General features: G+C 42.0%; 26 protein-coding genes. 20 read left to right on the top strand and 6 right to left on the bottom strand.

The window, feature by feature from the left end; all coding sequences use genetic code 11:
- Nucleotides 1-36: 36 nt before the first annotated feature.
- Nucleotides 37-1,278 carry an MFS transporter gene (locus RH061_RS12410; RefSeq protein WP_311070554.1) on the bottom strand — a complete coding sequence of 414 codons (1,242 nt, stop codon included), beginning with the start codon at nucleotides 1,276-1,278 and terminating at the stop codon, nucleotides 37-39.
- Nucleotides 1,279-1,290: 12 nt separating this feature from the next.
- Complete coding sequence (locus RH061_RS12405; RefSeq protein ID WP_311070553.1) at nucleotides 1,291-1,893, bottom strand: PadR family transcriptional regulator; 603 nt, start codon at nucleotides 1,891-1,893, stop codon at nucleotides 1,291-1,293.
- 179 nt (nucleotides 1,894-2,072) lie between these two features.
- On the opposite strand from RH061_RS12405, the gene RH061_RS12400 reads away from it, so the two are divergent.
- Entirely contained in the window at nucleotides 2,073-2,912 is an 840-nt protein-coding gene (locus tag RH061_RS12400) for a formate/nitrite transporter family protein (protein ID WP_311070551.1), read from the top strand.
- 50 nt (nucleotides 2,913-2,962) lie between these two features.
- On the opposite strand, the gene RH061_RS12395 is transcribed toward RH061_RS12400, so the two are convergent.
- Nucleotides 2,963-3,748, bottom strand: coding sequence for an HAD family hydrolase (locus tag RH061_RS12395; RefSeq protein ID WP_311070549.1), 786 nt, complete (start codon nucleotides 3,746-3,748; stop codon nucleotides 2,963-2,965).
- Between the two features lie 151 nt (nucleotides 3,749-3,899).
- Here RH061_RS12395 and RH061_RS12390 point away from each other — a divergent pair, with 151 nt between their 5' ends.
- From RH061_RS12390 to RH061_RS12320, 15 genes are all read left to right on the top strand, one after another.
- Nucleotides 3,900-4,046 carry a lmo0937 family membrane protein gene (locus tag RH061_RS12390; RefSeq protein ID WP_311070548.1) on the top strand — a complete coding sequence of 49 codons (147 nt, stop codon included), beginning with the start codon at nucleotides 3,900-3,902 and terminating at the stop codon, nucleotides 4,044-4,046.
- A gap of 437 nt (nucleotides 4,047-4,483) precedes the next feature.
- A complete protein-coding gene (locus tag RH061_RS12385; protein ID WP_311070545.1) occupies nucleotides 4,484-5,113 on the top strand; it encodes an NUDIX hydrolase in 630 nt (209 codons plus the stop codon).
- A 287-nt stretch (nucleotides 5,114-5,400) separates the two neighbouring features.
- Nucleotides 5,401-6,225 carry a M55 family metallopeptidase gene (locus tag RH061_RS12380; protein WP_311070544.1) on the top strand — a complete coding sequence of 275 codons (825 nt, stop codon included), beginning with the start codon at nucleotides 5,401-5,403 and terminating at the stop codon, nucleotides 6,223-6,225.
- Between the two features lie 54 nt (nucleotides 6,226-6,279).
- Nucleotides 6,280-7,212 carry an ABC transporter permease gene (locus RH061_RS12375; protein ID WP_311070541.1) on the top strand — a complete coding sequence of 311 codons (933 nt, stop codon included), beginning with the start codon at nucleotides 6,280-6,282 and terminating at the stop codon, nucleotides 7,210-7,212.
- On the top strand, nucleotides 7,212-8,165 hold the full coding sequence (locus RH061_RS12370; protein ID WP_311076389.1) for an ABC transporter permease: 954 nt from the start codon (nucleotides 7,212-7,214) through the stop codon (nucleotides 8,163-8,165). Before RH061_RS12375 ends, RH061_RS12370 begins: the two co-directional genes overlap by 1 nt.
- A 5-nt stretch (nucleotides 8,166-8,170) precedes the next feature.
- On the top strand, nucleotides 8,171-9,166 hold the full coding sequence (locus RH061_RS12365; protein WP_311070539.1) for an ABC transporter ATP-binding protein: 996 nt from the start codon (nucleotides 8,171-8,173) through the stop codon (nucleotides 9,164-9,166).
- 61 nt (nucleotides 9,167-9,227) lie between these two features.
- Nucleotides 9,228-10,853, top strand: a complete 1,626-nt coding sequence (locus RH061_RS12360) for a peptide ABC transporter substrate-binding protein (protein ID WP_311070538.1) — start codon at nucleotides 9,228-9,230, stop codon at nucleotides 10,851-10,853.
- 236 nt (nucleotides 10,854-11,089) lie between these two features.
- Nucleotides 11,090-12,010, top strand: coding sequence for a S66 peptidase family protein (locus RH061_RS12355; RefSeq protein ID WP_311070537.1), 921 nt, complete (start codon nucleotides 11,090-11,092; stop codon nucleotides 12,008-12,010).
- Between the two features lie 19 nt (nucleotides 12,011-12,029).
- Nucleotides 12,030-13,136, top strand: coding sequence for a dipeptide epimerase (locus RH061_RS12350; RefSeq protein ID WP_311070535.1), 1,107 nt, complete (start codon nucleotides 12,030-12,032; stop codon nucleotides 13,134-13,136).
- Nucleotides 13,123-14,052, top strand: a complete 930-nt coding sequence (locus RH061_RS12345) for a C40 family peptidase (RefSeq protein ID WP_311070533.1) — start codon at nucleotides 13,123-13,125, stop codon at nucleotides 14,050-14,052. Before RH061_RS12350 ends, RH061_RS12345 begins: the two co-directional genes overlap by 14 nt.
- Before the next feature lie 2 nt (nucleotides 14,053-14,054).
- Nucleotides 14,055-15,065, top strand: a complete 1,011-nt coding sequence (locus tag RH061_RS12340; protein ID WP_311070531.1) for an ABC transporter ATP-binding protein — start codon at nucleotides 14,055-14,057, stop codon at nucleotides 15,063-15,065.
- Between the two features lie 12 nt (nucleotides 15,066-15,077).
- On the top strand, nucleotides 15,078-15,878 hold the full coding sequence (locus tag RH061_RS12335; RefSeq protein ID WP_311070529.1) for a serine hydrolase: 801 nt from the start codon (nucleotides 15,078-15,080) through the stop codon (nucleotides 15,876-15,878).
- A gap of 413 nt (nucleotides 15,879-16,291) precedes the next feature.
- Nucleotides 16,292-17,164, top strand: coding sequence for a carbon-nitrogen hydrolase family protein (locus RH061_RS12330; RefSeq protein WP_311070527.1), 873 nt, complete (start codon nucleotides 16,292-16,294; stop codon nucleotides 17,162-17,164).
- A gap of 20 nt (nucleotides 17,165-17,184) precedes the next feature.
- Complete coding sequence (locus RH061_RS12325; RefSeq protein ID WP_311070525.1) at nucleotides 17,185-17,856, top strand: GNAT family N-acetyltransferase; 672 nt, start codon at nucleotides 17,185-17,187, stop codon at nucleotides 17,854-17,856.
- Nucleotides 17,857-18,007: 151 nt separating this feature from the next.
- A complete protein-coding gene (locus RH061_RS12320) occupies nucleotides 18,008-18,724 on the top strand; it encodes a 3-ketoacyl-ACP reductase (RefSeq protein ID WP_311070523.1) in 717 nt (238 codons plus the stop codon).
- A 230-nt stretch (nucleotides 18,725-18,954) separates the two neighbouring features.
- Here RH061_RS12320 and RH061_RS12315 read toward each other — a convergent pair whose 3' ends face one another.
- On the bottom strand, nucleotides 18,955-19,314 hold the full coding sequence (locus tag RH061_RS12315) for a hypothetical protein (RefSeq protein ID WP_311070522.1): 360 nt from the start codon (nucleotides 19,312-19,314) through the stop codon (nucleotides 18,955-18,957).
- Nucleotides 19,315-19,603: 289 nt separating this feature from the next.
- On the opposite strand from RH061_RS12315, the gene RH061_RS12310 reads away from it, so the two are divergent.
- Nucleotides 19,604-23,059: an SCO7613 C-terminal domain-containing membrane protein gene (locus RH061_RS12310; RefSeq protein ID WP_311070521.1), complete on the top strand. Its 3,456-nt coding sequence runs from the start codon at nucleotides 19,604-19,606 to the stop codon at nucleotides 23,057-23,059.
- Nucleotides 23,060-23,193: 134 nt separating this feature from the next.
- Nucleotides 23,194-23,742, top strand: a complete 549-nt coding sequence (locus tag RH061_RS12305) for an HD domain-containing protein (protein ID WP_311070519.1) — start codon at nucleotides 23,194-23,196, stop codon at nucleotides 23,740-23,742.
- 47 nt (nucleotides 23,743-23,789) lie between these two features.
- Here the strand turns inward: RH061_RS12305 and RH061_RS12300 are convergent, their stop codons facing one another.
- Nucleotides 23,790-24,293, bottom strand: a complete 504-nt coding sequence (locus tag RH061_RS12300) for a YhcN/YlaJ family sporulation lipoprotein (protein WP_311070518.1) — start codon at nucleotides 24,291-24,293, stop codon at nucleotides 23,790-23,792.
- A gap of 160 nt (nucleotides 24,294-24,453) precedes the next feature.
- On the bottom strand, nucleotides 24,454-25,539 hold the full coding sequence (locus RH061_RS12295) for an AI-2E family transporter (protein ID WP_311070516.1): 1,086 nt from the start codon (nucleotides 25,537-25,539) through the stop codon (nucleotides 24,454-24,456).
- Nucleotides 25,540-25,751: 212 nt separating this feature from the next.
- Here RH061_RS12295 and RH061_RS12290 point away from each other — a divergent pair, with 212 nt between their 5' ends.
- Together RH061_RS12290 and RH061_RS12285 are read left to right on the top strand one after the other, a co-directional pair.
- Nucleotides 25,752-25,898, top strand: a complete 147-nt coding sequence (locus RH061_RS12290) for a hypothetical protein (protein WP_311070515.1) — start codon at nucleotides 25,752-25,754, stop codon at nucleotides 25,896-25,898.
- 181 nt (nucleotides 25,899-26,079) lie between these two features.
- The gene (locus RH061_RS12285) at nucleotides 26,080-26,502 is read left to right on the top strand and encodes a hypothetical protein (RefSeq protein WP_311070513.1); all 423 of its coding nucleotides are present in this window, start codon (nucleotides 26,080-26,082) and stop codon (nucleotides 26,500-26,502) included.
- Nucleotides 26,503-26,510 lie beyond the last annotated feature (8 nt).

Below are 26,510 nucleotides of genomic sequence, written 5' to 3'. Positions count from 1 at the left end.
GCCGTAGATCTCTCTAATGAGTAATAAACTGTCCTTCTATGCTTCAAGGCTCTTTACTTTTTCTCTTTTTCTTGAATGGAAGGCTAAAGCAATTGTCCCGAGAAAAAAGGTGGCAATGCCTGCACCTATCAGCACGCCTGAAACACCGATTGATTTTGCCAGGAGTGCACCCGCTGCGGGGGCGACCAGCATGGACAATGTCTGCAAGGAGGCAGCTGCTGACGATACTCTGCCCATTATGTTCTTGGGAGTTTCGGATTGCAGGACATAACCGTATGGAACACCTTCTGCAGAAGCTAGTAGTCCAAGAAGGAAAGCGCCAGCCATCCACAATATCTTCGGGAGTTCGAATATCCCCAGCACGCCGATTCCAATAATAAGAATCATGGTACCACTCATTACAGAAGCTGAAGCCATCAGCTGGATCGGCTTATCCTTCCAGGCAGTAAATCGGCCGAGAAAAAGCGCGCCAATGACGCTGCCAAATCCAACAGAACTGACAAGCAAGCCGAATTCTTCGCCGCTAAATCCCAGATTCTGCGCAACAAAGATAAATAAACCGTCATATAAAAAGATGATGAAAAAGGCAATGGAGGAGAGGATGATTGCAGCTTTAAGAATCCTGGCAGAGAAAATATGCCGGATTCCTTCTTTAAGATCCTCAATATAAGAGTTTTTATTGTCCATCTGCATAGGTGCTTCTGTTTCTATTTTTGGCAGCGTGAACAATATCGCAATCGCGATCAAAAAACCTGCTGCCTCAAAAATAAATGGGCTCTTTACACCGTAAAGGGCGATGATGCCTCCACCTAAGGCGGGACCTATGATTTTCATCGTATTGACTGATAATTGACTCAAAGTTACAGCCTCAGGAAGTTCTTCATCGGCAACTGTATGCCTGATCGCGCTCTGTCTTGCGGGGTCATACAATGCGGCTACTGTCGCCTTAAGGAAAACAAAAAGCAGCATAACATAAAGGTTTGGCGCGAAAAACAAACCAGCAACAAACAGGATTCTTAACCAAAGGCATGATATCATCAACATCTTTTGCGGAAGTCTGTCAACATACACACTGGCAAGCGGACCTATGATCACCCAGGGTATTCCCATGACGATTATGACAGAAGCAATCGCCCCTTCGCCAAGGCCCCAATGATAGGCAACTATGACCTGTATGGCAATAAAGTCAAGCCAGTTTCCCAGATCGGAAAATACCTGTGCGCCAAAAAGAGAACGATAAGCTTTGTTTTTCAAAGGTTTAAAGATTCCATTATTCATACAGTGCCCCTCCTATTGGTCTGCTTTAAGTGCTGCCTTTCTTCGTTCCATTTGTTTCTCTCCAAGTTTCTTCGGATCCTGACCCTCAGGAAGTCCATCATTCTCCAGGGAGTCAAGCGATTCTTTTATCCATTGAAGCTCAGCTTCGAGTTTTAATTCCGCATATCTCATTGCCAGCATTCCTACACCGTTAATATAAGATGTATTATTCTGCTTCCATTCCTTGATGAAGCTTAATATTTCCTCTGACTCCAGAGCTCTAGTCTTTAAATGGCCCGCAAGAAGCCTTAAATCCATCTCATTATGCCAGGCAGCCATTTTGATGAATAACTCATCCTTAATGTTAGGAGATTCAGGTTTTCTGGCAAGCCAGCTTTCCAATTCTGTCCAGCCTTTGCCGGTCAGCTCATAAAGTTTTTTCTTTCGGCCTTCTGCTTCTGATTCAATGGTGATGATATATCCTTGTTCTTCAAGCTTCTTAAGTTTTGGATAGAGACTGCCGTAACTCATACCCCAAAATAGGCCTGCTGCTTTATGCTCGAATTCAGCTTTAATGTCATAGCCAGTGCTTGGGCGGAAACTAATAACTGCTAGGATTGAATGTTCAATTGACATGTTCATTTCTCCTTTTGGTATATATATCGGTTTGATATATCAATATGATATGTTATTAATAAAAAAATGTCAAAAAAATTAAAACACTGTTTTTTTGTTGGACAAAGGGGAATTAAGCATTTAAAGAATGTTCAACAAGCAAATGAAATAATGCATCTAAAGAACGGGAGGAATTTGAATTGGCATTTCGTAAACCCCAGGAAATTGCTCAAGTGACAATTGATTCTGGCACATACAAGGCTGCTATGCCCGTAAAGAACATGCTGGCACTGGGTTTCCTGGGCGGAGCATTTATTGCTATAGGGTATCTTTTGGACATCAGGGTAATCGCGAACCTGCCACACGAGTGGGGAACTTTTGGAACATTCCTTGGTGCATCGGTATTTCCGCTTGGCTTAATTTTGATCCTTCTTGCCGGAGGAGAACTGTTGACAGGGAATATGACTGCCATTTCGATGGCCAGCCTTGCTAAAAAAGTGACAGTAAAGATGCTGTTGAAAAACTGGTTCTGGATCACGATAAGCAATTTTATAGGAGCTCTTTTTGTAGCCTATTTTTTTGGCCATATTGTCGGCTTGACTGAAACGGGTCCTTATCTCGAAAAAACAGTTGCAGTTGCAGGCGCAAAGCTGGATGCTGGTTTCTGGGCTGCTTTTTTCTCAGGGATAGGTTGTAACTGGCTTGTTGGTTTAGCGGTGTGGCTCTCATATGGGGCATCCGACATGACGGGGAAGGTTTTGGCTATCTGGTTCCCGATCATGGGTTTTGTGGCAATTGGATTCCAGCACGTGGTCGCAAACATGTTCGTCATCCCCGCAGCAATTTTTGCTGGCCATTATAGCTGGGGGGAGTACTTCACTAATTTTGTCCCCGTTTACTTAGGCAATGCAGTTGGCGGTGGAGTCTTCGTAGCTTTGATATATTGGATGAGCTATAAAGACAGCATTAAAAAGTCTGTTGCACAGCCTGAGGATCAATTTTCAAAGGCAAGTGCAAAAAAACGGGCAGCAAGCAAATGAAAAATGGAACCTCTCGGGCAGAGGTTCCATTTTAATGTCACAGTTTTATTTCATAATAATCCAAGAGATTTTAAACCATTGTAAATCCCCGAATCTGTAACAGCAGTTGTCTTATGTTTTGCATATTGGAACAGGTCAGGATGCGCATTGCCCATCGCGAATCCTTCACCTGCACTTACAAGCATTTCCCGGTCATTCATTCCGTCACCAAAGGCAATCGACTCTTCGCGTCTAATCCCCAGCTTCTTTAGAAGAAATTCTACGCCAATCCCTTTATTTACTTGGTCACGAATAACATCGAAGCAATGCTGCATACCCCCGACGTTCACCTGAGACAAATGGATACCATTCTTGAATCTGTATAGCGACTCACCATTTTTTCCAGTAGTGATGATTGTCATGCCAAGAATTTTTCCGATCACATTCTCAGTAAAAACTGCGTTCTGGCGTAAATGAAATTGTTTGAGAAAGGCCAGTACCGATTCGGATTCCAGATTGGTCAAGTAATTTTTTTCATGTGTATAACAAACAACTTCATGGTCATTTGCGGCTGCAATATCCAAAATGTATTTTACATCATCAGGGTGCATTGGTTGTGCAAAAATCGTTTCGCCTTCATAAATCCCCAGTGCGCCGTTATATCCGATAAATGAAGTGATTTGAAGTTCCTCTGCAAGCTCCGATATCTCATGGAGCGGACGTCCTGTAGCCAAAACGACCTCAATATTTTGCCTCTTTATTTTATTGATAGCTGTCTTCGTAGAGTCTTCAATCGTATCATCAGGCTTTAAAATCGTTCCGTCTATATCCAAAAATAATATCTTATAGTGTCCCATGGCAATTACTCCTGACTTAAAAGGATAGTTTAAGTGTTACACAATGGCCCTGAAGTTATCAAATATTTGAGGTATGGCGCATCTTGTTTAATAGAATTTACAAAAGGGTAAACTTTAACCAAGACAACAATAAGGAAAGGAGATGAGGCTAATGTTATGGACTATAGCAGGAATATTGCTGGTACTCTGGCTTCTAGGGATGATTTTCGAAATCGCCGGCGGAATCATTCATATCCTCCTGGTCATCGGAATTATTTTGATTGCATATAAGGCGATCAAAGGACGCGCTTCTGGTTGATCCGAGATTTAAGGACAGCGACATTTCGTCGCTGTCCTTTTACTTTTGGAGGCATAAGGCCAAGCGGTCTATTTTATTTGCATCGGCTTAGTTAATGCCCTGTTTAGCTAAGGCTACTAATGCCAGAAGAACAACAGCGAGGTCTTTGGTTCCCTGTTTTAGAGAAATGTGGGATATTAGGTCACCAATGTGGCGTATTTGTATCCTGTCTTAGAAAACTTAGGGACTTTAGGTAACCAACCGGTTGTATTGACGCCCTGTCATTTAAATTTACACAAATTAAAACTTTGATGAGTGCCAATTCAAGGCTTTGTGAAACTCCGGCATCCAGTTTTTTATCACGATTAATTATGAAAAAGCCATTTTCTTTATTTTCTGGTGATCTTCATAATAGAATATAATACATAAACTAGAACAGGGAGAGTGGATGTCCAATAATGAATATAAATCAGATCACAAGAACTTTATTGGGGCGTACACCTTCAATTATGGGCCATGAACAATTCATCAAGTTCGCAGTATTGCTCCCATTAGTGGAAGTCAATAACGAAGTCCATATTTTATTTGAGGTGCGATCTCTAACAATGAGAAGGCAGCCTGGAGAGGTATGCTTTCCAGGCGGCAGGATAGAAAAGGGAGAAGATCCTCAAAAAGCAGCAGTCAGGGAAACCTCTGAGGAGCTTGGGATCCAGGAAAGTGAAATTATCGATGTGTTTCCTCTTGATTACATGGTATCGGCATTTGGTACGATCATTTATCCTTTTGCCGGGAGAATCAGTGATCGAAGTAAAATCATTCCGAATGAAGCAGAAGTGGGTGAGGTATTCACAGTACCTTTGTCATTTTTTAAAAAGAACCAGCCTGACAGTTATAAAATCAATTTCCAGGTAGAGCCAGAAGATGGCTTTCCTTTTGATTTGATCATCGGCGGCGAGAATTACAATTGGCAAACAAGGAAAATGGATGAATATTTCTATCGGGCTAATGGCAAGGTGATATGGGGTCTTACAGCCAAAGTGTTGACCCATTTTATTGAACTGATGGAGAACCAGAGTTCTAAAGAGTAGGAGCGTGTGCTGCGCTCTTTTTTTGTGTGAAAACCATTATCTTGATAAAACTGTTTCGAACACTCCAGGAGGTATTTAAAGAGGGATTTGGAAATTCATTTCCTTCACCCTGTTCCAATCGATAGATTAAAAATATTATTCAAGTAATAACTTTTTTGACGCATTCAAAAAAGTGACAAATCTCCTATTTCCTTGTAATAACAGAATTTTATAGGAAAAAAGGTTGCGATTGGTAGATTTATTATTTATAATTTTAAGATAATTATTCATAGAAAGTTGGGCAAACAATGAAACTATACATATCTGTGGACATGGAAGGAATCACTGGTCTGGTCGACCATACCCATGTTGATTCTTCAAAGCACAATTACGAACGTGGAAGAAAAATCATGACACAGGAAGCAAACCATGTAATTGCAAAAGCATTTGAAACTGGCTGCCGGGAAGTCATCGTCAATGACAGCCACTCCAAGATGAATAATCTTTTAATAGAAGATCTTCATCCAGAAACACAATTGATAACTGGGGATGTTAAGCCATATTCAATGGTCCAGGGATTGGATGATAGCTTTAGCGGAGCGGTTTTTGTCGGCTATCATGCAAGAGCATCGATGAAGGGCGTAATGTCGCATTCGATGATCTTCGGTGTCCGCCATATGTGGATCAATGATGTTCAAATAGGAGAGCTTGGATTCAACGCTTATGTAGCGGGTCATTATGGTGTACCTGTCATCATGGTTGCAGGGGATGATGGTGCTGCCCGTGAAGCTGAGGAATTGATCCCTAACATCACAACAGCCGTAGTCAAACAGTCCATTTCGAGATCTGCCGCAAAATCTATGACTCCTGTGAAAGCTGGTGAACTTCTGGCTGAAAAGACAGAGGAGGCTATCAAAAGTCTCGAAAAAGTGAAACCGCTTACTCCTCCCGAGAACCCTGTGTTAAGAATCGAATTTGCGAACTATGGGCAAGCAGAGTGGGCGAACTTGATGCCGGGCACGGAAATAGAAGAAGGAACCACAATCGTACGGTACCAGGCTAAGGACATTCTTGAAGCCTATCAAGCTATGCTTGTAATGACAGAACTCGCAATGAGGACGACATTTTCATAGAAGGCACTACACACCTCAAGAACTGACATAAAGACATGATAAGGATGTGAGTCAATGCTCCAATATTTACTCAAACGACTCGGTTCGATGGCGATCACGCTGCTGGTCATCATCACCCTGACCTTCTTCTTGATGCATTCCATACCTGGTTCTCCTTTTAATGAGGAGCGGGCAACAAGCGAAGCGGTCCAAAAGAACCTTGAAAGTTTCTATCATTTGGATGAGCCTTTATTCGTCCAATATTTTATATACTTAAAGTCGGTCGCGACATTCGATTTCGGACCTTCTATCAAAAAGTCCTCACAGACAGTAAATGAAATGCTTGGAAGAGGGTTCCCTGTCTCATTCGAACTGGGGATGATCACTCTGATTGTGGCTATATTTTCAGGCATTCTCCTGGGAATCATTGCGGCACTCCGCCATAATGGTTTGATCGACTATCTTGCGATGACGTTAGCGGTAGTCGGCATTTCGGTGCCAAACTTTGTAATGGCGACATTATTGATCCAGCAGCTGGCTGTAACATGGGAGATCCTTCCGGTTGCCACGTGGACAAGTCCGAAACATATGATCCTGCCGACCCTGGCACTCGCTACGGGACCTATGGCCATCATCGCCCGCTTGACGAGATCAAGCATGCTTGAGGTCTTGACGCAAGACTACATACGGACAGCAAAAGCAAAAGGGCTGTCACCAGTTAAAATTGTCTTCAAACATGCATTGAAGAATGCATTACTGCCGGTTGTCACTATTCTTGGCTCATTGGCAGCCAGTATACTTACAGGGACTTTTGTCATCGAAAAGATTTTTGCGATTCCGGGCATGGGCAAGTACTTTGTCGAGAGCATTAACCAACGTGATTATCCAGTCATAATGGGAACAACGATTTTTTACAGTACAGTATTGATCGTCATGCTCTTCCTTGTAGACCTCGCCTACGGAATACTCGACCCTAGGATCAAACTTCATAAAAAGGAGGGGAAATGATGGCTCTGCGCAAACATCAGGAACCACCAGCAGCCTCGTCCGTTCCAGACGACTGGTTTGTTCCAATCGAAAAAAATGACTCAGAAGCAGAAGCTGTTGTCAGGCCAAGTCTATCGTACTGGCAGGATGCCTGGAGACGCCTCCTTAAGAATAAGCTGGCAATGCTCGGATTGTTTTTCTTATCTGTTTTGACCTTCATGGCGATTTTCGGGCCGATCATCTCGCCTCACACAGTGGACCATCAGGATTTGGTCAACCAGAATCTGCCGCCATCCAGTGAACATTGGTTTGGTACGGATGAACTCGGTCGCGATGTATTCACCCGTACATGGTATGGTGCACGTATCTCATTATTCGTCGGTATTGCGGCAGCATTGATCGACTTTCTTATCGGGGTCATCTATGGCGGGATAGCCGGCTATAAAGGCGGAAGAACAGATCATTTCATGATGAGAATCATCGAAGTTCTTTACGGACTTCCTTACTTGCTTGTTGTAATTTTAATCAGTGTAGTGATGGGGCCTAGCCTTGCAACGATCATATTCGCATTGACCATTACTGGATGGATTGGGATGGCGCGGATTGTGCGCGGCCAGGTCCTCCAGATCAAAAACTACGAATACGTTTTAGCATCGAAGACTTTTGGAACGAAAACGGCACGGATTATCCGTAAAAATCTGCTTCCAAATACGATGGGACCAATCATTGTCCAGATCACCCTATCCGTTCCGTCGGCCATTTTTGCAGAAGCATTCCTTAGCTTCCTGGGTTTGGGCATCCAGGCACCGCTTGCGAGCTGGGGATCGATGGCTAGTGATGCTTTGCCGGTTATCCTTTCCGGTGACTGGTGGAGGCTGTTTTTTCCGGCATTCTTCATTTCATTGACGATGTTCTCGTTTAACGTTTTAGGTGATGGGCTTCAGGACGCACTTGACCCGAAGCTAAGGAGGTAAGCAACATGGAAAAAGTACTGGAAGTAAAAGACCTTCATGTTTCATTCAAGACATACGGAGGAGAGGTAAAAGCTGTCCGCGGAGTCACTTTTGATCTACATAAAGGAGAAACTTTAGCGATAGTCGGTGAGTCTGGGTGCGGGAAAAGCGTAACTTCCCAAAGTATCATGAGATTGATTCCGGAACCGCCCGGCAAGTTTGACGGCGGATCCATCCTTTTCAAAGGAAAGGATTTGACGAAACTAAAAGATCCAGAAATGCGTAAAATTCGCGGATCAGATATTTCAATGATCTTTCAGGATCCAATGACTGCATTGAATCCTACTTTGACAATCGGTGATCAGCTGACAGAAGGAATCCTTCAGCACATGAAGCTATCTAAGGAACAGGCAAAGAAGGTAGCGGTACAGATGCTCGATTTGGTTGGGATTCCTAGCCCCCAGGCTCGACTGAAACAATACCCTCATCAATTCAGCGGCGGGATGAGACAAAGAATCGTCATCGCCATGGCGCTTGTCTGCCAGCCGGAGGTGCTGATTGCAGATGAGCCAACAACAGCACTGGATGTGACAATTCAGGCTCAGATTTTAGAGTTGTTCCGTGATATTCAGAAAAAAACAGGTGTCTCAATAATCCTGATCACCCATGACTTAGGTGTTGTGGCACAAGTCGCAGATCGAATTGCGGTCATGTATGCTGGAAAAATTGTTGAAACAGGAACAAGGAGAGAGATTTTTTATAATCCTCAGCATCCATATACGAAGGGGTTATTGAACTCTGTACCGCGTCTTGATGTAGACGGGGCGGAGTTGATCCCGATTGGTGGTACACCGCCTGATTTATTCTCCCCGCCAGTCGGCTGTCCGTTCACTGCCCGCTGTCCATTTGCAATGCAGGTATGTGACAAAGTCTATCCTGCAGAAACCAAGCTATCCACCAGCCACGGGGTAGACTGCTGGCTTCAGGATGAACGGGCGAAGAAATTAGTCGCAAACAGATAGGGTTCAATCAGGCTTTTGCCTTTTTGATATAAATTTTAGACCAACATAAGGGGGAAACAGAGTGAAGAAGTTTTTAACCATGCTTATGGCAGCACTGCTTGTGTTCACGATGGCTGCATGTACCGCGAACGATAATGCAGGTAAAGAAACAGAAGGTAAAGGCAATGGGGAAGCAGGAGAGGAAAAAGTCCTTTACTTGAACAACGGACAGGAACCAACATCCTTTGACCCGCCAATCGGCTTTGACTCTGCATCCTGGAACGCTTTGAACAATCTGATGGAAGGTCTTACACGACTAGGTAAAGACCATCAGCCAGAAGCGGCTACTGCAGAAAAATGGGATGTATCAGAAGATGGAAAGACATACACATTCCACATTCGTGAAGATGCAAAATGGTCCAATGGTGACGCTGTAACAGCTAATGATTTTGAATTCGCCTGGAAACGTCTATTGGATCCAGCAACAGGTTCTGCTGCGGCATTCCTTGGCTATTTCATTGAAGGCGGAGAGGAATTCAACAGCGGAAAAGGATCTGCTGACAATGTAAAAGTAAAAGCAGTTGACGACAAGACGTTTGAAGTTACTTTAACTAGCCCACAGGCATATTTCTTAAGTGTCATTGCCAATCCGGCATTCTTCCCAATCAATGAAAAGGTTGCGAAGGAAAACCCAGAATGGTTTTCTGAAGCTGACTCATTCGTAGGCAATGGACCATTTAACCTTGCCAGCTGGGAGCATGACACGAAATTCGTCATGAAAAAGAATGACCAGTACTGGGATGCTAAAAATGTAAAACTTGATCGCGTTGAATGGGCGATCGTAGATGACACAAATACTGAATACCAAATGTATCAGGCTGGGGATCTGGATGTTTCCGATGTACCTGCTGAATTAAGTGATAAGCTGTTCAAAGAAGGCAAGGTAAAGGTTGATGACCAGGCAGGAGATTACTTCTACCGCTTCAACGTAACGAAAGAACCATTCCAGAACGTTAATATCCGAAAAGCCTTCGCTCTAGCTGTTGACCAGCAGAAGATCGTTGACTTTGTCACGAAGAACAAAGAAGAAGCTGCTTACGGCTTTGTTTCTCCTGGATTCCAGGATCCATCAGGCAAGGATTTCCGTGAAGTGAATGGAGATTTCAATAAAACTGATGTAGAAGAAGCAAAAGCATTGTTAGAAAAGGGAATGGAAGAAGAAGGGTATACTGAACTTCCTGAAGTGACTCTGACATACAGCACAAGCGATGTACACAAAAAGATCGCAGAAGCTTTACAGCAAATGTTCAAAGAAAACTTAGGTGTTGAAGTCAAGCTTGCGAACATGGAATGGAACGTATTCGCGGAAGAACAGAAAGCACTCAAGCACCAGCTTTCCCGCAGCTCATTCCTTGCAGACTATGCTGATCCAATCAACTTCCTGGAAAACTTCCAGACTGGGCACTCCATGAACCGTACTGGCTGGGGCAATCCGAAGTATGATGAACTGATTCAACAAGCAAAAAGTGAATCTGACGAAGCAAAACGCTTTGACTTGATGTATGAAGCTGAGAAGATTTTGTTTGAAGAAGCACCATTCTTCACTGTTCACTTCTACAACCAAGTTTATCTTCAAAATGAAGCTGTAACTGATGTTGTCCGCCATCCAGTAGGATACCTTGAATTAAAGTGGGCAGATAAGAAGTAATTTTTCTAAGAAAGAGGTGTTCATCTTGGAACACCTCTTTTTTACTAGTACATACTCTTCAATAATATCTTATAACATATGAAATTTTACTTTGCCCCTAAGCAGATTTAGTGCATTTACCGAAAAGGACCAGAGAACAGAATTTGGGTAAAAGCAGGGTAATTTTCATCCTGATAATCAAAGTTTATAATTCGATTTTATGAAAAAATTAAAATTTACTAAGGGAGTTGATTGACATGTCAATTAAGCCCACACGCTTGAATAAAGGTGATACGGTGGCTGTCATAGCGCCAGCGAGTCCGCCTAATAAAGAAAACCTGAAGCGCGGCTTAAAATTCGTCGAGGATTTAGGGCTCAATTATAAATTAGGGAAATCTTTGTATTCAGAATATGGCTATCTTGCCGGGGATGATGAAGCAAGATTGTCCGACTTAAATGAAATGTTCCTTGATGATGAAATCAAGGCGATCATCTGTGCTGGGGGAGGATATGGTACAGCTCGTATTGCTTCAGCATTAGACTATAATGCTATTAAAAATAACCCGAAAATTTTCTGGGGATACAGCGATATTACATTCTTGCATACTGCGATAAGGCAGCAGACAGGGCTGATCACTTTCCACGGTCCAATGCTTGCTTCAGATATCGGAAAAGAAGGGGCAAATCAAGTTTCAAAGGATACATTCCAGCAATTGTTTGTACCAGTTGAGCTGAATTATGATTCTTCTATTTCGCAAATTGAAGAACTGGTTCCCGGTTCAGCCGAGGGTCCATTGGTTGGAGGAAATCTCTCGCTTCTTTCAAGCTCGATGGGCACTCCTTTTGAAATTGATACAAAAGGAAAGATCCTGCTTATTGAAGACATAAATGAAGAACCAAGGGCAGTTGACCGTATGTTGAACCAGCTTTATATGGCTGGTAAACTGCAGCAATCAGCCGGGATCATTATCGGTGACTTTAATAACTGTGTACCAGAAAGAGAGCTTTCTTTATCTCTTGAAGAAGTTATTGATCATTACATTCAACTTGCGGGCAGGCCGGCATTAAAAGGCTTCAACATGGGGCATTGTTCACCGCATATTGGTGTGCCGCTCGGCGCGACTGCCTCTATGGATACGAAAGAAAAAACGCTTTATGTAGAGAGCGGGATCAACTAGAACCAAAGGAGATAATGTTATGATTATTGAAAAAGTCGAGACATTCCGCATTGCTGTTCCTTTGAAAAAGCCATTTAAAACTGCACTCCGCACTGTGACTGTAGCTGAAGCAATTTTTGTGAAAATCTCCTGTGATAACGGGGTGACAGGCTGGGGAGAAGCACCACCTACACTGGTCATTACTGGTGACAGTCTCGCAAGTATCGAGGCTTCAATCAATGAAGTGATTAAGCCATCTTTATTAAATAAGAATCTTGTAAACTACGAAGCTATTTTCCAGGCATTGAAAACAATCCTTGTTAACAATTCAAGTGCAAAAGCTGCTGTTGATATGGCTCTTTACGATTGTATCTCACAAAACTGCAGGCTTCCGCTCTATCAATTCCTTGGCGGATACAGAAACGAGATAGAAACTGATTTTACCGTCAGCGTCAACAGCCCTGATGAAATGGGTGAAGACGCCGTTCAGTATGTTAATAATGGATTCAATGTTTTAAAGGTTAAGGTAGGAATTGGTGAAATCGCGACAGACATTGCCAGGATCCAGGAAATCCGAAAAAGGATAGGCAATGACATCAAGATTCGGCTTGATGCGAACCAGGGATGGAAACCGAAGGATGCAGTAAGGGCGATTCGAAAAATGGAGGATCTTGGCCTCGATATCGAGCTTGTTGAACAGCCAGTTAAAGCAGATGACCTGGATGGTTTAAAGCAGGTTACTGATTCTGTTGAAACTTTAATAATGGCGGACGAAAGCGTTTTTTCACCTAAACAGGCTTTTGAAGTGATCAAGCGAAGAAGCGCAGACTTAATTAACATCAAATTAATGAAGTCAGGCGGAATTTATCAGGCTCAAATGATTAACCAAATGGCTGAAACAGCTGGGATAGAATGCATGGTTGGCAGTATGATCGAAACCAGGCTGGGAATTACTGCAGCTGCCCACTTCGCGGCAAGCAAGAAAAACATTACCCGTTTTGATTTTGATGCACCATTAATGCTGGCAAATGACGTAATATCAGGCGGAATAATGTATAATGGCAGAAATATCACCCTTCCGGATCAACCAGGTCTCGGTATAGAAGAAATCCTTTCAGAAGGAGGAATTTCAAATGGAAAGCAATAATATTTGGCTCGTCAATGTCCCTGTTGCTACTTTGTGGACTTCCCATGATTCAGCTAGAGAGATCGACATGGATGTAGTTTCCGGTCCCTTAAATATAGAAAAATGGCTTGAAAAGCTTACTTACGAGCCACGATTGCAATTATGCGATGATAATCTGGTTCAATCACAGGTTTTATTTGGCCAGGAAGTCTTGATCATCGGTGAAATGGATGAGTGGGCAAATGTTGTTGTCCCAGACCAGCCGTCAGGAAAAGACGGTCGCGGTTATCCGGGGTGGATAGCGAAAAATCAGCTCATCCAGCAATCAGACTGGTATATCAAGAAAGGTTCAGTAGCTGTCATTACCGCTAAGAAAACCTTGCTATATTCCGAAAAGAACGAAAAGTTGATGGAATTGAGCTATCAGACCAGATTACCTGTAGTGGAGGATATTGTTGATCGAATTCGCGTTAAGACTCCAACTGGTATCGGCGTTTTGAGAGCTGAGGATGTTGCTGTTTTCCCATCAGAGGAGAAAATTCCTAAGGGGAATGGCGCTGCAATCGTAGGTGCCGGCGAGCAGTTCCTCGGCCTGCCATATCTTTGGGGAGGAATGAGCTGCTATGGCTATGACTGCTCTGGATTCAGTTACAATATGTGCCTGGCGAACGGTTATACCATTCCGAGGGATGCCCATGAACAGGCGGCTGCGGGTGTACAAGTTCCGCTGTCAGACATCATGCCAGGCGACTTACTTTTCTTTGCCTATGAAGAAGGGAAAGGAAGCATCCATCATGTCGGGATCTATTATGGAGATGGCAAGCTTCTTCATTCACCGAATACAGGTAAAAATATTGAAATCATTTCTTTAGAAGGAACGATTTACGAAAAAGAACTCTGTGCAGCAAGACGCTACTGGATTGATACGGAGGAATAATCATGGAAAATGAAGTTTTATTAAGTGTAAGAGATTTAAAGAAGCATTTCACTATGGGTAAAAATGAAATCCTCAAAGCAGTGGATGGCATTTCGTTTGATATATATAAAGGAGAGACTTTTGGCCTTGTTGGTGAATCTGGCTGCGGCAAGTCCACTGCCGGAAGAACAATGATCGGACTTTATGACCGTACAGATGGAGAAGTTGTTTTCAACGGCAAAGACGTGCATTCACTTACAGAGAAAGAGAGATTTCACTTCCATAAGCAGATGCAGATGATCTTCCAGGATCCGTATGCATCGTTAAACCCGCGTTCTACTGTAAAAGAGATTATATCAGAACCGATGGAAGTCCATGGGTTGTTCCCTAACAAAAAAGAACGTCTGGAACGTATTTATCAGCTCCTTGAAGATGTTGGATTGAATCGTGACCATGCAAACCGTTTCCCCCATGAATTCAGCGGCGGGCAGCGGCAAAGGATTGGAATTGCCAGGGCACTTGCACTGGATCCTGATTTTATCATAGCGGATGAACCAATCTCAGCCCTTGATGTATCCGTTCAGGCCCAGGTGGTAAACCTGCTGAAGCGTCTTCAAAAAGAGAAGGGATTGACGTATCTATTCATTGCTCACGACCTTTCTATGGTAAAGCAAATCAGCAACCGGATTGGAGTTATGTACCTCGGACATATCGTCGAGCTTACAGCTAGTAACCAGTTATACAATAAACCGCTTCATCCGTACACTCAAGCATTACTGTCAGCCATACCGATACCAGATCCTGATGTGGAGGATCAGAGGGAAAGGATCATCTTGCAAGGAGAACTCCCAAGCCCGATGGATCCGCCTAGCGGCTGCGTTTTCAGGACGAGATGCCAGCATGCAATGGATATCTGTGCCCAAAAGAAACCTGTGTGGCAGGAAATTGACAAAGATCATTATGTGGCCTGCCATCTGTATGATGAACATTCAGAGGGAAAAGATAAAAATGAGATGCTTGTTAATATTAGATAAGGAATAAAATCTATGACATTAGAAGAATTAAGAATAATACTGTTGGAAGAACTCGCTGGGTGCAAAGGCCGGGCGAGTTTGTTTTTGGAGATTGAAGGAGAAATTATCGAATTTAACAGTAATGAAGTTTACCAGTCTGCAAGTCTGATTAAACTGCCGATCCTCTTCGAAGCTTTGAGGCAAATGGAGGCAGGCCAGCTGCAAAAAGAAAGTCAATTGGCAATTGAAGAAGGTGACAAAGTTGGTGACACCGGTGTTCTTCAGGCCATGAGGATCAAGCAACTGCCTGTCATGGATTTATTGGCCCTTATGATCATCGTGTCAGATAACTCGGCTACTAACCTATTGATAGATTTGCTTGGCAAAGAGTCCATTAACGCGACTATATCCAGGATAGGAATGAGCAATTCTATATTGCAGCGCAAAATGCTGGATTTCTCAGCCATTCAATCCGGTTTCGATAATTATACATCTGCTGCCGATATCGGACTATGCCTGAAAGAGGCAGTTAATGGGGATCACCTAAATCAAGTGTCAAGGTCCATCTTCCATTCTTTTTTGCTGCAACAGCAATTCAAGGAAAAGCTGCCATATTACATGGAAGATAATTTTCTGAAAATCGGAAATAAGACCGGAGAACTTCCCGGAGTCGAACATGATTGCGGCATCATTACCTATGGCAAGAAGGAAGCAATCATTGTTGTTCTGATTGATGAACTTTCAGACCAGCAATCTGGAAAATCGACAATCCAAAAGATCGGGAAGCATATAAACAGCTTTATAACTGGTTTTTCGACTCCACTCGACCTATAGTGCTAGTTATCGATAACGTTTTGATATCATCTGCTAGCAATTTAATATCTATGATTTTATTGGTTTTCACCCGCATTGGCGGACCGTGCGCTATACAAAGCCAAGCAACACGGTCGTAATCGCATAGAGGTATATGAAAGTAAAGAGGATGAAAAGTAAAAGTTAATCAACTGGCTCCATCGTCATGTAAACGATGGAGCTTTGTTTTTTTTAAAAAGTCCATTATCTGCAAATCAAGCTTTTTCCAGCTATTTCGAATTGGATTAATCTGCTTCCAATTCACCTTAAGAAATTTCATGCCTAATTTAAATAAAAAGTGTATTCATAAAAAGTAAAATGCTTTATAATGATTTTCGTATTTCTGATAATTTGAATTCAAAATGTAATTTTTATAGATACAGGGGGAATGATGGATGAAAATGAGAGTTTCGGCAGTCCAGTACCATCTTCACACGATCAGGTCGTTCGAAGAGTTTGCTCTGCAATGTGAGCATTATGTTAAAACAGCACAGGAGTATGGTTCAGAATTTGTTTTGTTTCCTGAGTTCTTTACTACTCAATTGTTATCAATCGGCAGTGAACAGGGTACGAGGCTGACCATCAATGAACTCCCTGGTTTTACTGAACAATATTTAAACCTTTTCCAGAATTTCGCACTGGAAACAGGCATGCATATCATTGGGGGAACTCATGTCATCGCTCGTGAAGGAAAGCTCTATAATGTGGCGCATATGTTTTACCCGGATGGCAGAATCGTTGAGCAGGCGAAGCTTCATATCACACCAACCGAGGTGAATGAATGGAATATGAGTGCGGGTGAGGATTTCAGGGTATTTGATACAGACAAGGGTCGCATTGCGCTGCTAACTTGCTATGATATTGAGTTTCCTGAAATCGTAAGAATGGCAAAAGCTAAAGGTGCAGATGTCATTTTTGTTCCATCTTGTACAGATGATCGCCATGGTTTCCACCGTGTCCGCTATACCAGCCATGCACGAGCAATCGAAAACCAAGTCTATGTCGTTTTGACTGGAACAGTAGGCTCATTGCCAACAGTAGACTTTATGCGTGCCAACTTTGGCCAGGCGGCAGTGATCACGCCTAATGATATTCCGTTCCCTCCTCGAGGCCTCCAGGTCGAAGGAGAACTAAATGATGACATGATTGTTACTGCTGACCTCGATTTGGAGCTATTATACGAAGTGCGTGAGCGAGGTTCGGTCACTACATGGCGTGACCGCCGCACTGACCTTTATCCGGACTGGGAGCAGACAGAAAAAATCTAAAACGATAAGGAGCATGGTTCATGGAATATATTCGCGTTAATAGTATTGAAGATCCGCTTTTTACAAAGCTCCATAATTTAATGAAAGAAGTCTTTCCACCTGAAGAGGTACTTGAGTTCGATTTATGGAAAGAACCTCTTGAGGATCCGGGCATAAGAGTCTTTGTTGCAGTCCATGAAGATGAAGTCGTTGGTGTAACAGAATATCGATACTATCCAGACTGGAATATTGCAATGACGGATTTCACTATTGTTGGGAAACCAGGACTCAGTCTAGGGAGATTCCTGGCAAATAAAAGGATGGAAGACCTGCAAAACCTCGCTGGTGAAAAAGGCGTAGAGTTGTTTGGAATGTTTGCGGAGATCTATGATCCATACAGAAAGACTGACCATGATTTTGGCGGCGTAAAAACGATGGATCCTTTTGTGAGACGCGAAGTCTTATCTCATCTAGGGTATAAGCGACTTGATTTAGAATACGTCCACCCATCCTGGGAGAATGACGGAGAAGCTGTAGAAGGACTGGATTTATGCTTCATGCCAACAGATGAAAATACTCTTGAACTGCCTGCAGCGTTAATCTCAGATTTTCTCACCACTTATTATTCCGTTCTCGCTAAGAAACCGGAGAAGTGGAACAAAATGATCGAACAGCTAAAAAATAGAGAAACCGTGGCATTGTTGCCTTTATAATCAGGGAAGCAGCAGTAAACTCACTGCTGCTTTTTTGTTTAAGTCTTCATACTCCAGCTGAAATAGGGGTTAAAAGAGTCACATAATTTGTTTTCGGTCTTAAGATTTTCTATAATTAACCCTTGACTACATAATTGAAAGGGGTCATCAAATGGAATCTTTAAAAGGGAAAACAGCATTAATCACGGGTGCAGGACGAGGAATTGGCCGTGCTGCTGCTATTGCACTTGCAAAAGAAGGCGTTAATATTGGCATGATCGGGCTTACGCTTTCTAATCTGGAGAAGGTTACAGCTGAAATAGAGGAATATGGGGTGAATGTGTCAGGAGCTGTGGCAAATGTAGCTGATATGGAATCTGTTCAGCATGCTGTACAGCATGTTACAGAGGAGTTAGGCCCTATAGACATTCTGATTAACAATGCTGGAATCGCAAAATTCGGCGGTTTTCTTGATCTTGAGCCACAGGAATGGGAGAAAATCATCCAAGTCAACTTGATGGGAACCTATTATGTGACCCGGGCTGTATTGCCAGGGATGATGGAACGGAAAACAGGTGACATAATAAATGTTGCGTCAACTGCAGGACAAAAAGGAGCGCCAGTAACAAGTGCGTACAGCGCTTCGAAGTTTGGAGTCCTTGGATTGACTGAATCACTAATGCTTGAAGTACGAAAGCATAATATCCGTGTCAGCGCCCTGACTCCAAGCACTGTAGCTACTGACCTGGCTATTGAGACCAACTTAACAGACGGCAATCCTGAAAAAGTCATGCAGCCGGAAGATTTGGCCGAATTAATGGTAGCGCAGTTAAAATTGAACCGCCGCGTTTTTGTAAAAACAGCTGGAATGTGGTCGACAAATCCATAAACGTTATGAGGATAGAACCAATAAAGGTTTTATCCTTTTTTTGTACAGAAAATAGGAGGGATATGACTGTCTTTCTGGTGAAGACAGTCCTGTTTGGTAATAGCACCAGGTACTAATTTTACCGAAAGATAACAGGAAATACCCATTTTCAGCTCGATATTATATTGAAAACCAGCTTTGTTATTTCGGTATAATTAATTATTGTTAACAAAAAAACGGCTTAAAGCCGTTTAAAATGCATACTGAAATATTCCATAATAAAGGGGCATCACAAAGATCAAACCACTTAGTCTAGCAGCAAGGGGCATCGGTTCTTCGTCTTCTTCAAGTCCAAAATCTCCTGCAAACCGCTCCGCAAAGAATATAGTGAAAATGACATCCCATAGAAGACCAAATACAAAAACGATTTTCCATACCAGCGGGACCAGGATTGGTGTTTCCGTTACATAACCAAATAATCCAAACCAGGTAATGATTGAAATGATGAAATCCGTCCTGGTGATATTGTTTTTATATTTTCCTTTCAATAAAAACCAAATTGCCGTCGTGCCCAAAAACCCCAAATATATGATCCATAAAAAATCAGTCATCTTATTTACCTCTTAATCTTTTAAATAGTTGTTTACTTCAAAGTTAAACTTGCTCATTTCTGAAACTGAAAAGGTGATACGGAGATTGGATAGTTTTTGCATAGTAGTCCGTGAAAGACAGTTTATGAGCGCACTTATCCATTATAAAGGTGTATAGGCAATGTTGGTATAGAATATTGTCGAAAAATCACTTTTGTTTTTTTACTAATATTTGTTGAATTTTTCAATAAAAGGTGTAAAATTACACTAAATGATTCAATTTGGATTAAAGAGGAATTGGGGGATTAAAATGGAACATACTCCTAAAGAAGAAAGACGCCGGATTTTTAGAAATGAGCTCTATAATTTAAAAGAATTAGGTTATGTTTCAGCAGAGGAATATAAAAATGTTGCGGAAGCACATAATGAATACTTCCTGGATTTGCTTGCAGAGGAACGACAGGAGAAAGAGTTGGCAGCCAGAAATAAGAAGAATGACTCTGTTGACTTTGAAGTCCAGCCTGCAGGAAATATTCCAATGAAGGAGAAGCGGAAACCGCAGCCTATAGTCAGGTCAAAGAAATCAGCAGAAGAGATCCGAGAACGAAACATATCCTGGTCGTTGAACCTTGGTGTCATCATGCTTTTGATTGGTGGTTTGTTTGTTGCGACTAGCAACTGGGAAACGATGACTCCTTTTATGAAAGCAGGGTCCATCGCGCTTGTTTCGGGTTTATTTTACGGGATTGCCTATATAAGCTACAAGGTGCTAAAAATTGATAAAACAGCCTTTGCGTTTGTGATCCTTGGCAGCCTATTCTTGCCGATTTTCACCTTATCACTAGGCTGGTTTGAATTGCTAGGGTCTTACTTATCGTTTTATGGCGAAGGCCGCTTCATCTTAGGGGCAATAAGCAGTTCAGTTTTGATCCCTATATATGGCTATCTCGCCAATAGGTTGTCTTCAAGGTTGTTTGTGTGGTTTACGTTCATTACTGTATCGATAACAGCAGCCTATCTGTTGAAAGCGATTGGCTTGCAAACAGATGGTTTCTACCTTGGTTTGGTTGTATTTAATACTCTTCTGCTTGCAGCGTACCATCAGCTGAAAAAGAAGGATGTTTTGTCGCTCTTCACGAAAGAACTGGCTCTTTACTGTCAGGCTAATCTGGTCTTGTCTACCTTATTGATGCTTTTCTTTTATGAGAGTAATGTATTCAACGGTTTCAACTTGATTTTGACTGCAATTCTCTATCTATCGATGATCTTCGTTAATGGCCATAAAGAGTATCATTTTGTTTTCAGTGCGATGTTTGTCTATGGTGCATTTCAGATTCTTGAAAATTGGCAATTTGCAGAGGGAAGCATAATCGGTTACGCACTTCTTGGAGTTGTTTTCCTTTACGTTCCCAGGCTCATAGATGATAAATATGCTTTAAAGAAAGCGTTCCAGATCACTAGTGCAGTCGTATCGGGTCTTTCGTTTCTATTCATCACAGCGGAAGCAATGATGATTCATACAGAAAACACATCCTATATTCTGGTGGCTGCTTACCTGATTATTTCGGCTAATTTCATTTATCTTGCCAATAACAATGGAAATATGATCTTCAAATATTTAAGTCCTATATTTCTTGCAGCAGCCATGTTTGAAGCGGTTTTGCAGACGGGAAAATGGATTAGCATCGAAAATCTTTCCTTGCCAATTTATTTGATTGGTTTTGTCTTATTCATGCTTTTAGGCTGGCTGCTTAATCTGAGATATCTTAAGACTATTAAAACTAGCTCGCGTGATGTCGGGATCGTGATCATGCTTTCAATGATTCTTATTACGTTTTTCCAGTCGCTTTGGTGGGAACTGGGGCTGATGTATTTCCTGATCAGCTATGCTTTTTATGTAATGTTGAACATTGAAACCCGGACGATTTTGCCACTGTTGTCTCAATGGGCAGCGCCAATCTCACTCGGCTTATCTATAGCTGCATTCGGTGAAGAAATTAGGTTGAATTCCAGCTTTTATCATGATGCCATAGGAATGCCGGGGAATTTTGCAATCGCGGGTGCCCTTTTATTAACGATCAGTTTCGGCCTTGGCAAAATCAAGGAAAACAAGTTGTCGAAAAACGCTTTTTTCTGTGCAAATGGATTTTATGCAGCAAGCTTGTTTTACACATTCCCGTTTCCAATTTCGAATATATACGGGGAATCCGCTATTTGGTTTGGCGGAATCATGATGTCCCTTTTGCTTTATAAAGTAACTAACGAACGAATCGCTGCATTTATTTCAGCTATAATCAGCCTTGTCTGGTACTTGATCACTTTAAATTCAATAGATGATAAGTTGTATGATTTCAACACATTGTCGGAGGTGCTGATTATCCCAGGAGGCGGATGGTTATTGTTAGGGATTGCCGCTTTGATTTTTCAAAGGCGAAAAGAGCTTGCGGTTGCGTATTCATGGATTGCGCATGTCTATCTCGCTCCTATATTGGCAATTGCATTCATCATCTATGGGGAAGAAGCAATCATGAGTTATCTGATTGCAGCAGGAGTTTACGCAAGTAGTATTCCTTTTGTAAAAAAGGAATGGAAAGTGAAATCCTTCTTGTACGCAGCGTTCACTTCATTATTTTTAGCAATTCACAAAGCTGTCGATTATTTTACAGAAACTGATTCAGGACACTATGGATTCTTGCTTACAAGCATTTTGCTGGCTGCATTTTGGAAACTGTCATCTCCTGAATACAAACACAGAACATTGTATTATCTTTTGCCGATTTCGCTGTTAGGTGCAGCAAGCTTCCTGGCGGCCTATCCATACAGTTGGCTGCTGTTTGGAATAACGATTGGCTACGCATCGGCAATATTGGTACTGCTTCATAAAGTGAATTGGGAATTAGCTGCGATCGCCCCTTTGATGTTGATTTTTTACGGTACAATCCAAATCATCTTTCAGGCCCGTCTTGAGGTAAATTGGGATATAGCGATACTTGCAGGATTCGGTATTTTGCTTATTTTTTCCGGATCAAGAATCTTTCAAAACCTTTGGGAAAAAGGCGGCGCAATTGGACTGAAAAGCCTGGATGCTTATTCATTAGTGGGTTTCCTGTTTGTTGTTTCTGTCGCTTTTTTGTATGGCGAAACCTTCTGGGCTCTCATTATCCATGGCGTCCTTTTATCTGCAGGGTTATGGCTGCAGAGGAACAGGATCCATGGAAAAGGAGTCAATGCAATTAAACTTATCGCGGGGGCATATCTATTGGTTCCGTATTACACAGCCATAGATCAGCTGGAATTGCCAGCCTTGCTGGAACGGGAAATCTATGTCCTTCCGTTTGTTGCTTTAAGCATCTTTGCACGCTTTATTCTTAAAGGAAAGAATAAACAGATCACTAGCTATATCCAGTGGGCAGTTCTGATTATCGTCTCTCTTTTGCTGATTCAGGATGGCCTTGATAGCAATACAGTTTATGATGCCTTGATTCTTGGGACGCTGTCGCTTATTTCAATGCTGGCCGGGATGTGGCTAAGGGTAAAAGCGTATTTCTTTGTAGGAGCGGGAGTTTTGCTTCTGAATGTTATCCTGCAAACGAGACCGTTCTGGGGGAATTTACCTTGGTGGGGCTACCTGTTGATTGCTGGTTCAATATTGATCACTGTTGCCAGCTTCAACGAATGGAATAAACAAAAAGCAGCCAAGGGAGAGAAAACCATTCTAGTAAGATTAAAAGAACGTCTGCTCATGAAATTAAAAAATTGGAACTAATAGATGCTGGCAAAGGGATAGTTAAGGTTCCTTTGCCAGCTTTATGTTTATTGATATAAAAATGTGCAATTTTTAATTATTTCTGTTAACATTCTTAAAAATAAGGGTATCTCAACAGCTAAGGAGGTTGTGAAATGAGGGATGTAACTCTATTGGACATTTTCGAACACCATATTGCCCAGAAATATTTGAAGCGATCCGGTATGGCGCATGCTATTGCTGTCGCTTATCACGCCTTCCACCTTGCCAGAGAGCATAATGTAGACGTTGATATTGCAGCGAAAGCCGGTTTCCTGCATGATATCGGCCATTTTACATGGTACAGGAATGGAAAATGGGACTACGAGCTATATCGAAAAAATGATATCCACCCAATCAAGGGAGCAGAAAGGGCGCATAAACTCCTGATCCGCTTGGGTGAAAACCCCGTACAGGCGAAAGCCACTTCACTTGCTATCCTTTTCCATACAGATTCCTTTTTGCCTACTAATGACATTGTCCGTACCCCCCTTCAGCAGGTAGTGAAATGGGCAGATGAAAAAGATGAAGAAGAGGGCGGTAACCATCATTACAGGAAAATAGAGCATGAGCGGGCAAAGCAAAGCCTAATCAGGCTCGACCAAATGATTGATGAAGTCCTAATGAACGGTGAGGGCGGGGGAGATACGCAATTACCCTCGTAAATAAGCAATAAAGGGCATCGTTTTTTCGATGCCCTTTGCTGGTTATTTTAGCGTTCTTTCGGGAAGACCCTTTTGATCGTAGTATTAAATTCTTCAGTAAGCCCCATGATTGGTCTTCTGGTCAGAAGCTGTTCTCTATAATCAGTCATGCTGACAACAAAGTCGGCATTTGCGGAGACATACACATCTGCAATTGCCTCATCGTTCATTTTGATCTGTCGGGTAATTTTGTTCCGCAATTCACCTGGAACTCCTTCTGTGTTGCCATTTTCAAGAACTACAGCGACATACGCTTTTCGCTGGACCGTAATGATCGTCGCGCTTTGTACTTCATTCAGCATTTCCACTTGTTCCTCTGCATTTTCATCTACACGCATCCTGTATGTTTGGTTATATGAAGTGGAGTTGTACTCCTGATTGATATTCTGGATTTGTGCCCCATCATTGTTTATCTGGTAAGTTTCTGCTCCTTCATCCGTATAAGTGTTACACCCAGCTAATAATAGGATAGTCATAATAGGAATAAGCAGTTGTACGCTAATTCGTTTCATTGGCAGTTCCTCCTATTTCTTAATCTGGAATATAATGTCCAATTTAACGAACTTCTATTCAATATTTTCCAGTAACAACAAAGACCAGCTGTGAAAGCTGGTCTTTGTTAACGCCTTTTTCGTAAACTTGGTTCCTATCTGTACAGTCTTGGTTGTAGACTTATGATTCCTGACTGATCGGGTTTCTTTTTTCTCTAAGTTTATAGAATTTCCATACATCCTTGATGATTATTTTTACGACAGAGTAAAGCGGGATGGCAATCAGTATACCTATAAATCCATATAAAGAGCCTGCCGCGATTAACAGAAGGATGACCGTAATCGGATGGATGCTGAGCTTTTTCCCCATTACCTGGGGTGTAACGAGATTCCCTTCAAGCTGCTGTACAATTACCAGGACAAGAAGTACCTTCAGCATCATTATTGGACTGATGGCGAGAGCGACGAATAACGCGGGAAGTACACCTAAAATTGGACCCAAAAAAGGAACAACAGTTAAGAACATCGTGAAGATTGCAAGGATAAGAGCATAATCCAGGCCGATGATTTTATATCCAATATACATGAGGGTCCCGTCAACAAGTGCAATGATGAATTGACCGGTGACATATGTGAATAGTGTCTTATCAATATCTTTTAAAATTTTGTTGCCTTCCTGAGCATGCTCCGCGGGTATAAGTTTTATTATATATGGCCTTAATTTATCATCATCCTTTAAAAAGAAGAACACGAGAAAAGGGACTACGACAAGTACTGTTGCGATACTTGTAATCACTGAAAATACCGTCATGATATTCTCTCCCAGATTCTGAGTAACTTTGCTCAAGTAGTTTAGCGCCTTTTGTTTGATTTCATCAGGATTAACAATTCCAATCTTGTTATCATTGATAACTTTTTTTGACTCTTCGGTTATTTCATCTGCTTTCTGTGGAAGGTTTTCTGCAATGTCACTGATTTGTTCACCTAAAAGTGATCCTGCAAAGTAAGCAAATCCAGAGAATAAACCTGACACCAGAACGAAAACAATCAGGATGCTCGCCAGTTTGGGCATGAATCGCTCCAGCCATTGAACCGGCTTACGCAAAATATAGTAAATAAGGCCTGAGATGAGTACTGGAAAGAAAATAGCGATAATAAAGTTCTGCAGTGGCCAAACGAAGTAGTCTATTTTACCAAAGAGAAAAATGATAAGAAGCAGAAGAATGGTTCCTGTTGCATATTTAAAAAAAGGTCGTTGAATCCACATGTCTTTACCCCCCTGAAAAATTATGTCTCTTCCTGATTATTTACCTTAAAGGGTAGGTCACTAAACAAATGGTTGTCATATAGCGGAATGTAAACTCATAAGATGTAGAAATTGATAGTTTCATTTATTTTCTAACGGGTAAATATTCTGGTCAACGGAAATAGATTCGCAGCATAAGCCACTGGTCATCTTCTGTGTAAAGGGGTCTCTGTATGGTCGCAGTCGAGGAACATCTATTATTTATTAAAGAACTTGGCCGTTTATTCAATGAGTACGCACAATGCGAGGATAAGGAATTGAAAAATGAGATTTATAAAGATATACAGCTTATAGGTGAAGCGATCAATATCAGCAATTAGGTTAAAATAGATTCCGGCAAGCCCATCTTCGGCGGCTTGCCGTTTTTATTTTTATTGGCAGAATTTTAGTTAATATCAAACCAGTGCAGAAAACAAAAGGCAGTAAAATCAGTGATTTAGGAAAGACAGGCATCTTTCTATCATATACATGAAACAAGTATATGAAAGAGGAGGGTTATAAATGAGAATTGACCTTTCAAGAGAACAATATTTGACACTTGTGAAATTATTGCAGCTTGGAAATTGGCCGCTTGGATTGACTGAAGCAAATCAGGAGCTGGTGAGTAAGGCGGAGGATCTTGAACAATATATTTTTTCGCTCGCGAGGGATTTTGAAGCGGATGACGGGATTTACTACGACAACGAAGAAGAGTATTATTATCTCTCCGAGGATCTTAAAGACACGGTTGAAGCAATTATCGACGAATACGAGGAAGATGTCTTTTGGGATCAGCTGACCCATAAGCTCGCCACCATCGATTTGAAGCGCGAGATCAACATCGATGCTTCGATAGAGCAGAAAATCAATCGCCTTTTCCAGCTGAAAGCACGCTACGAAAAGTACTTCCTGGAAAACGGATTGGACAAAATCGATATATTGTAAAAGGAAAA

This window comes from Mesobacillus jeotgali, from assembly GCF_031759225.1.
Taxonomy (GTDB): domain Bacteria; phylum Bacillota; class Bacilli; order Bacillales; family Cytobacillaceae; genus Mesobacillus; species Mesobacillus jeotgali_B.
The sequence above is the reverse complement of the archived record's forward strand: the minus strand, read 5'-3'. Positions and strand labels throughout refer to the sequence as shown.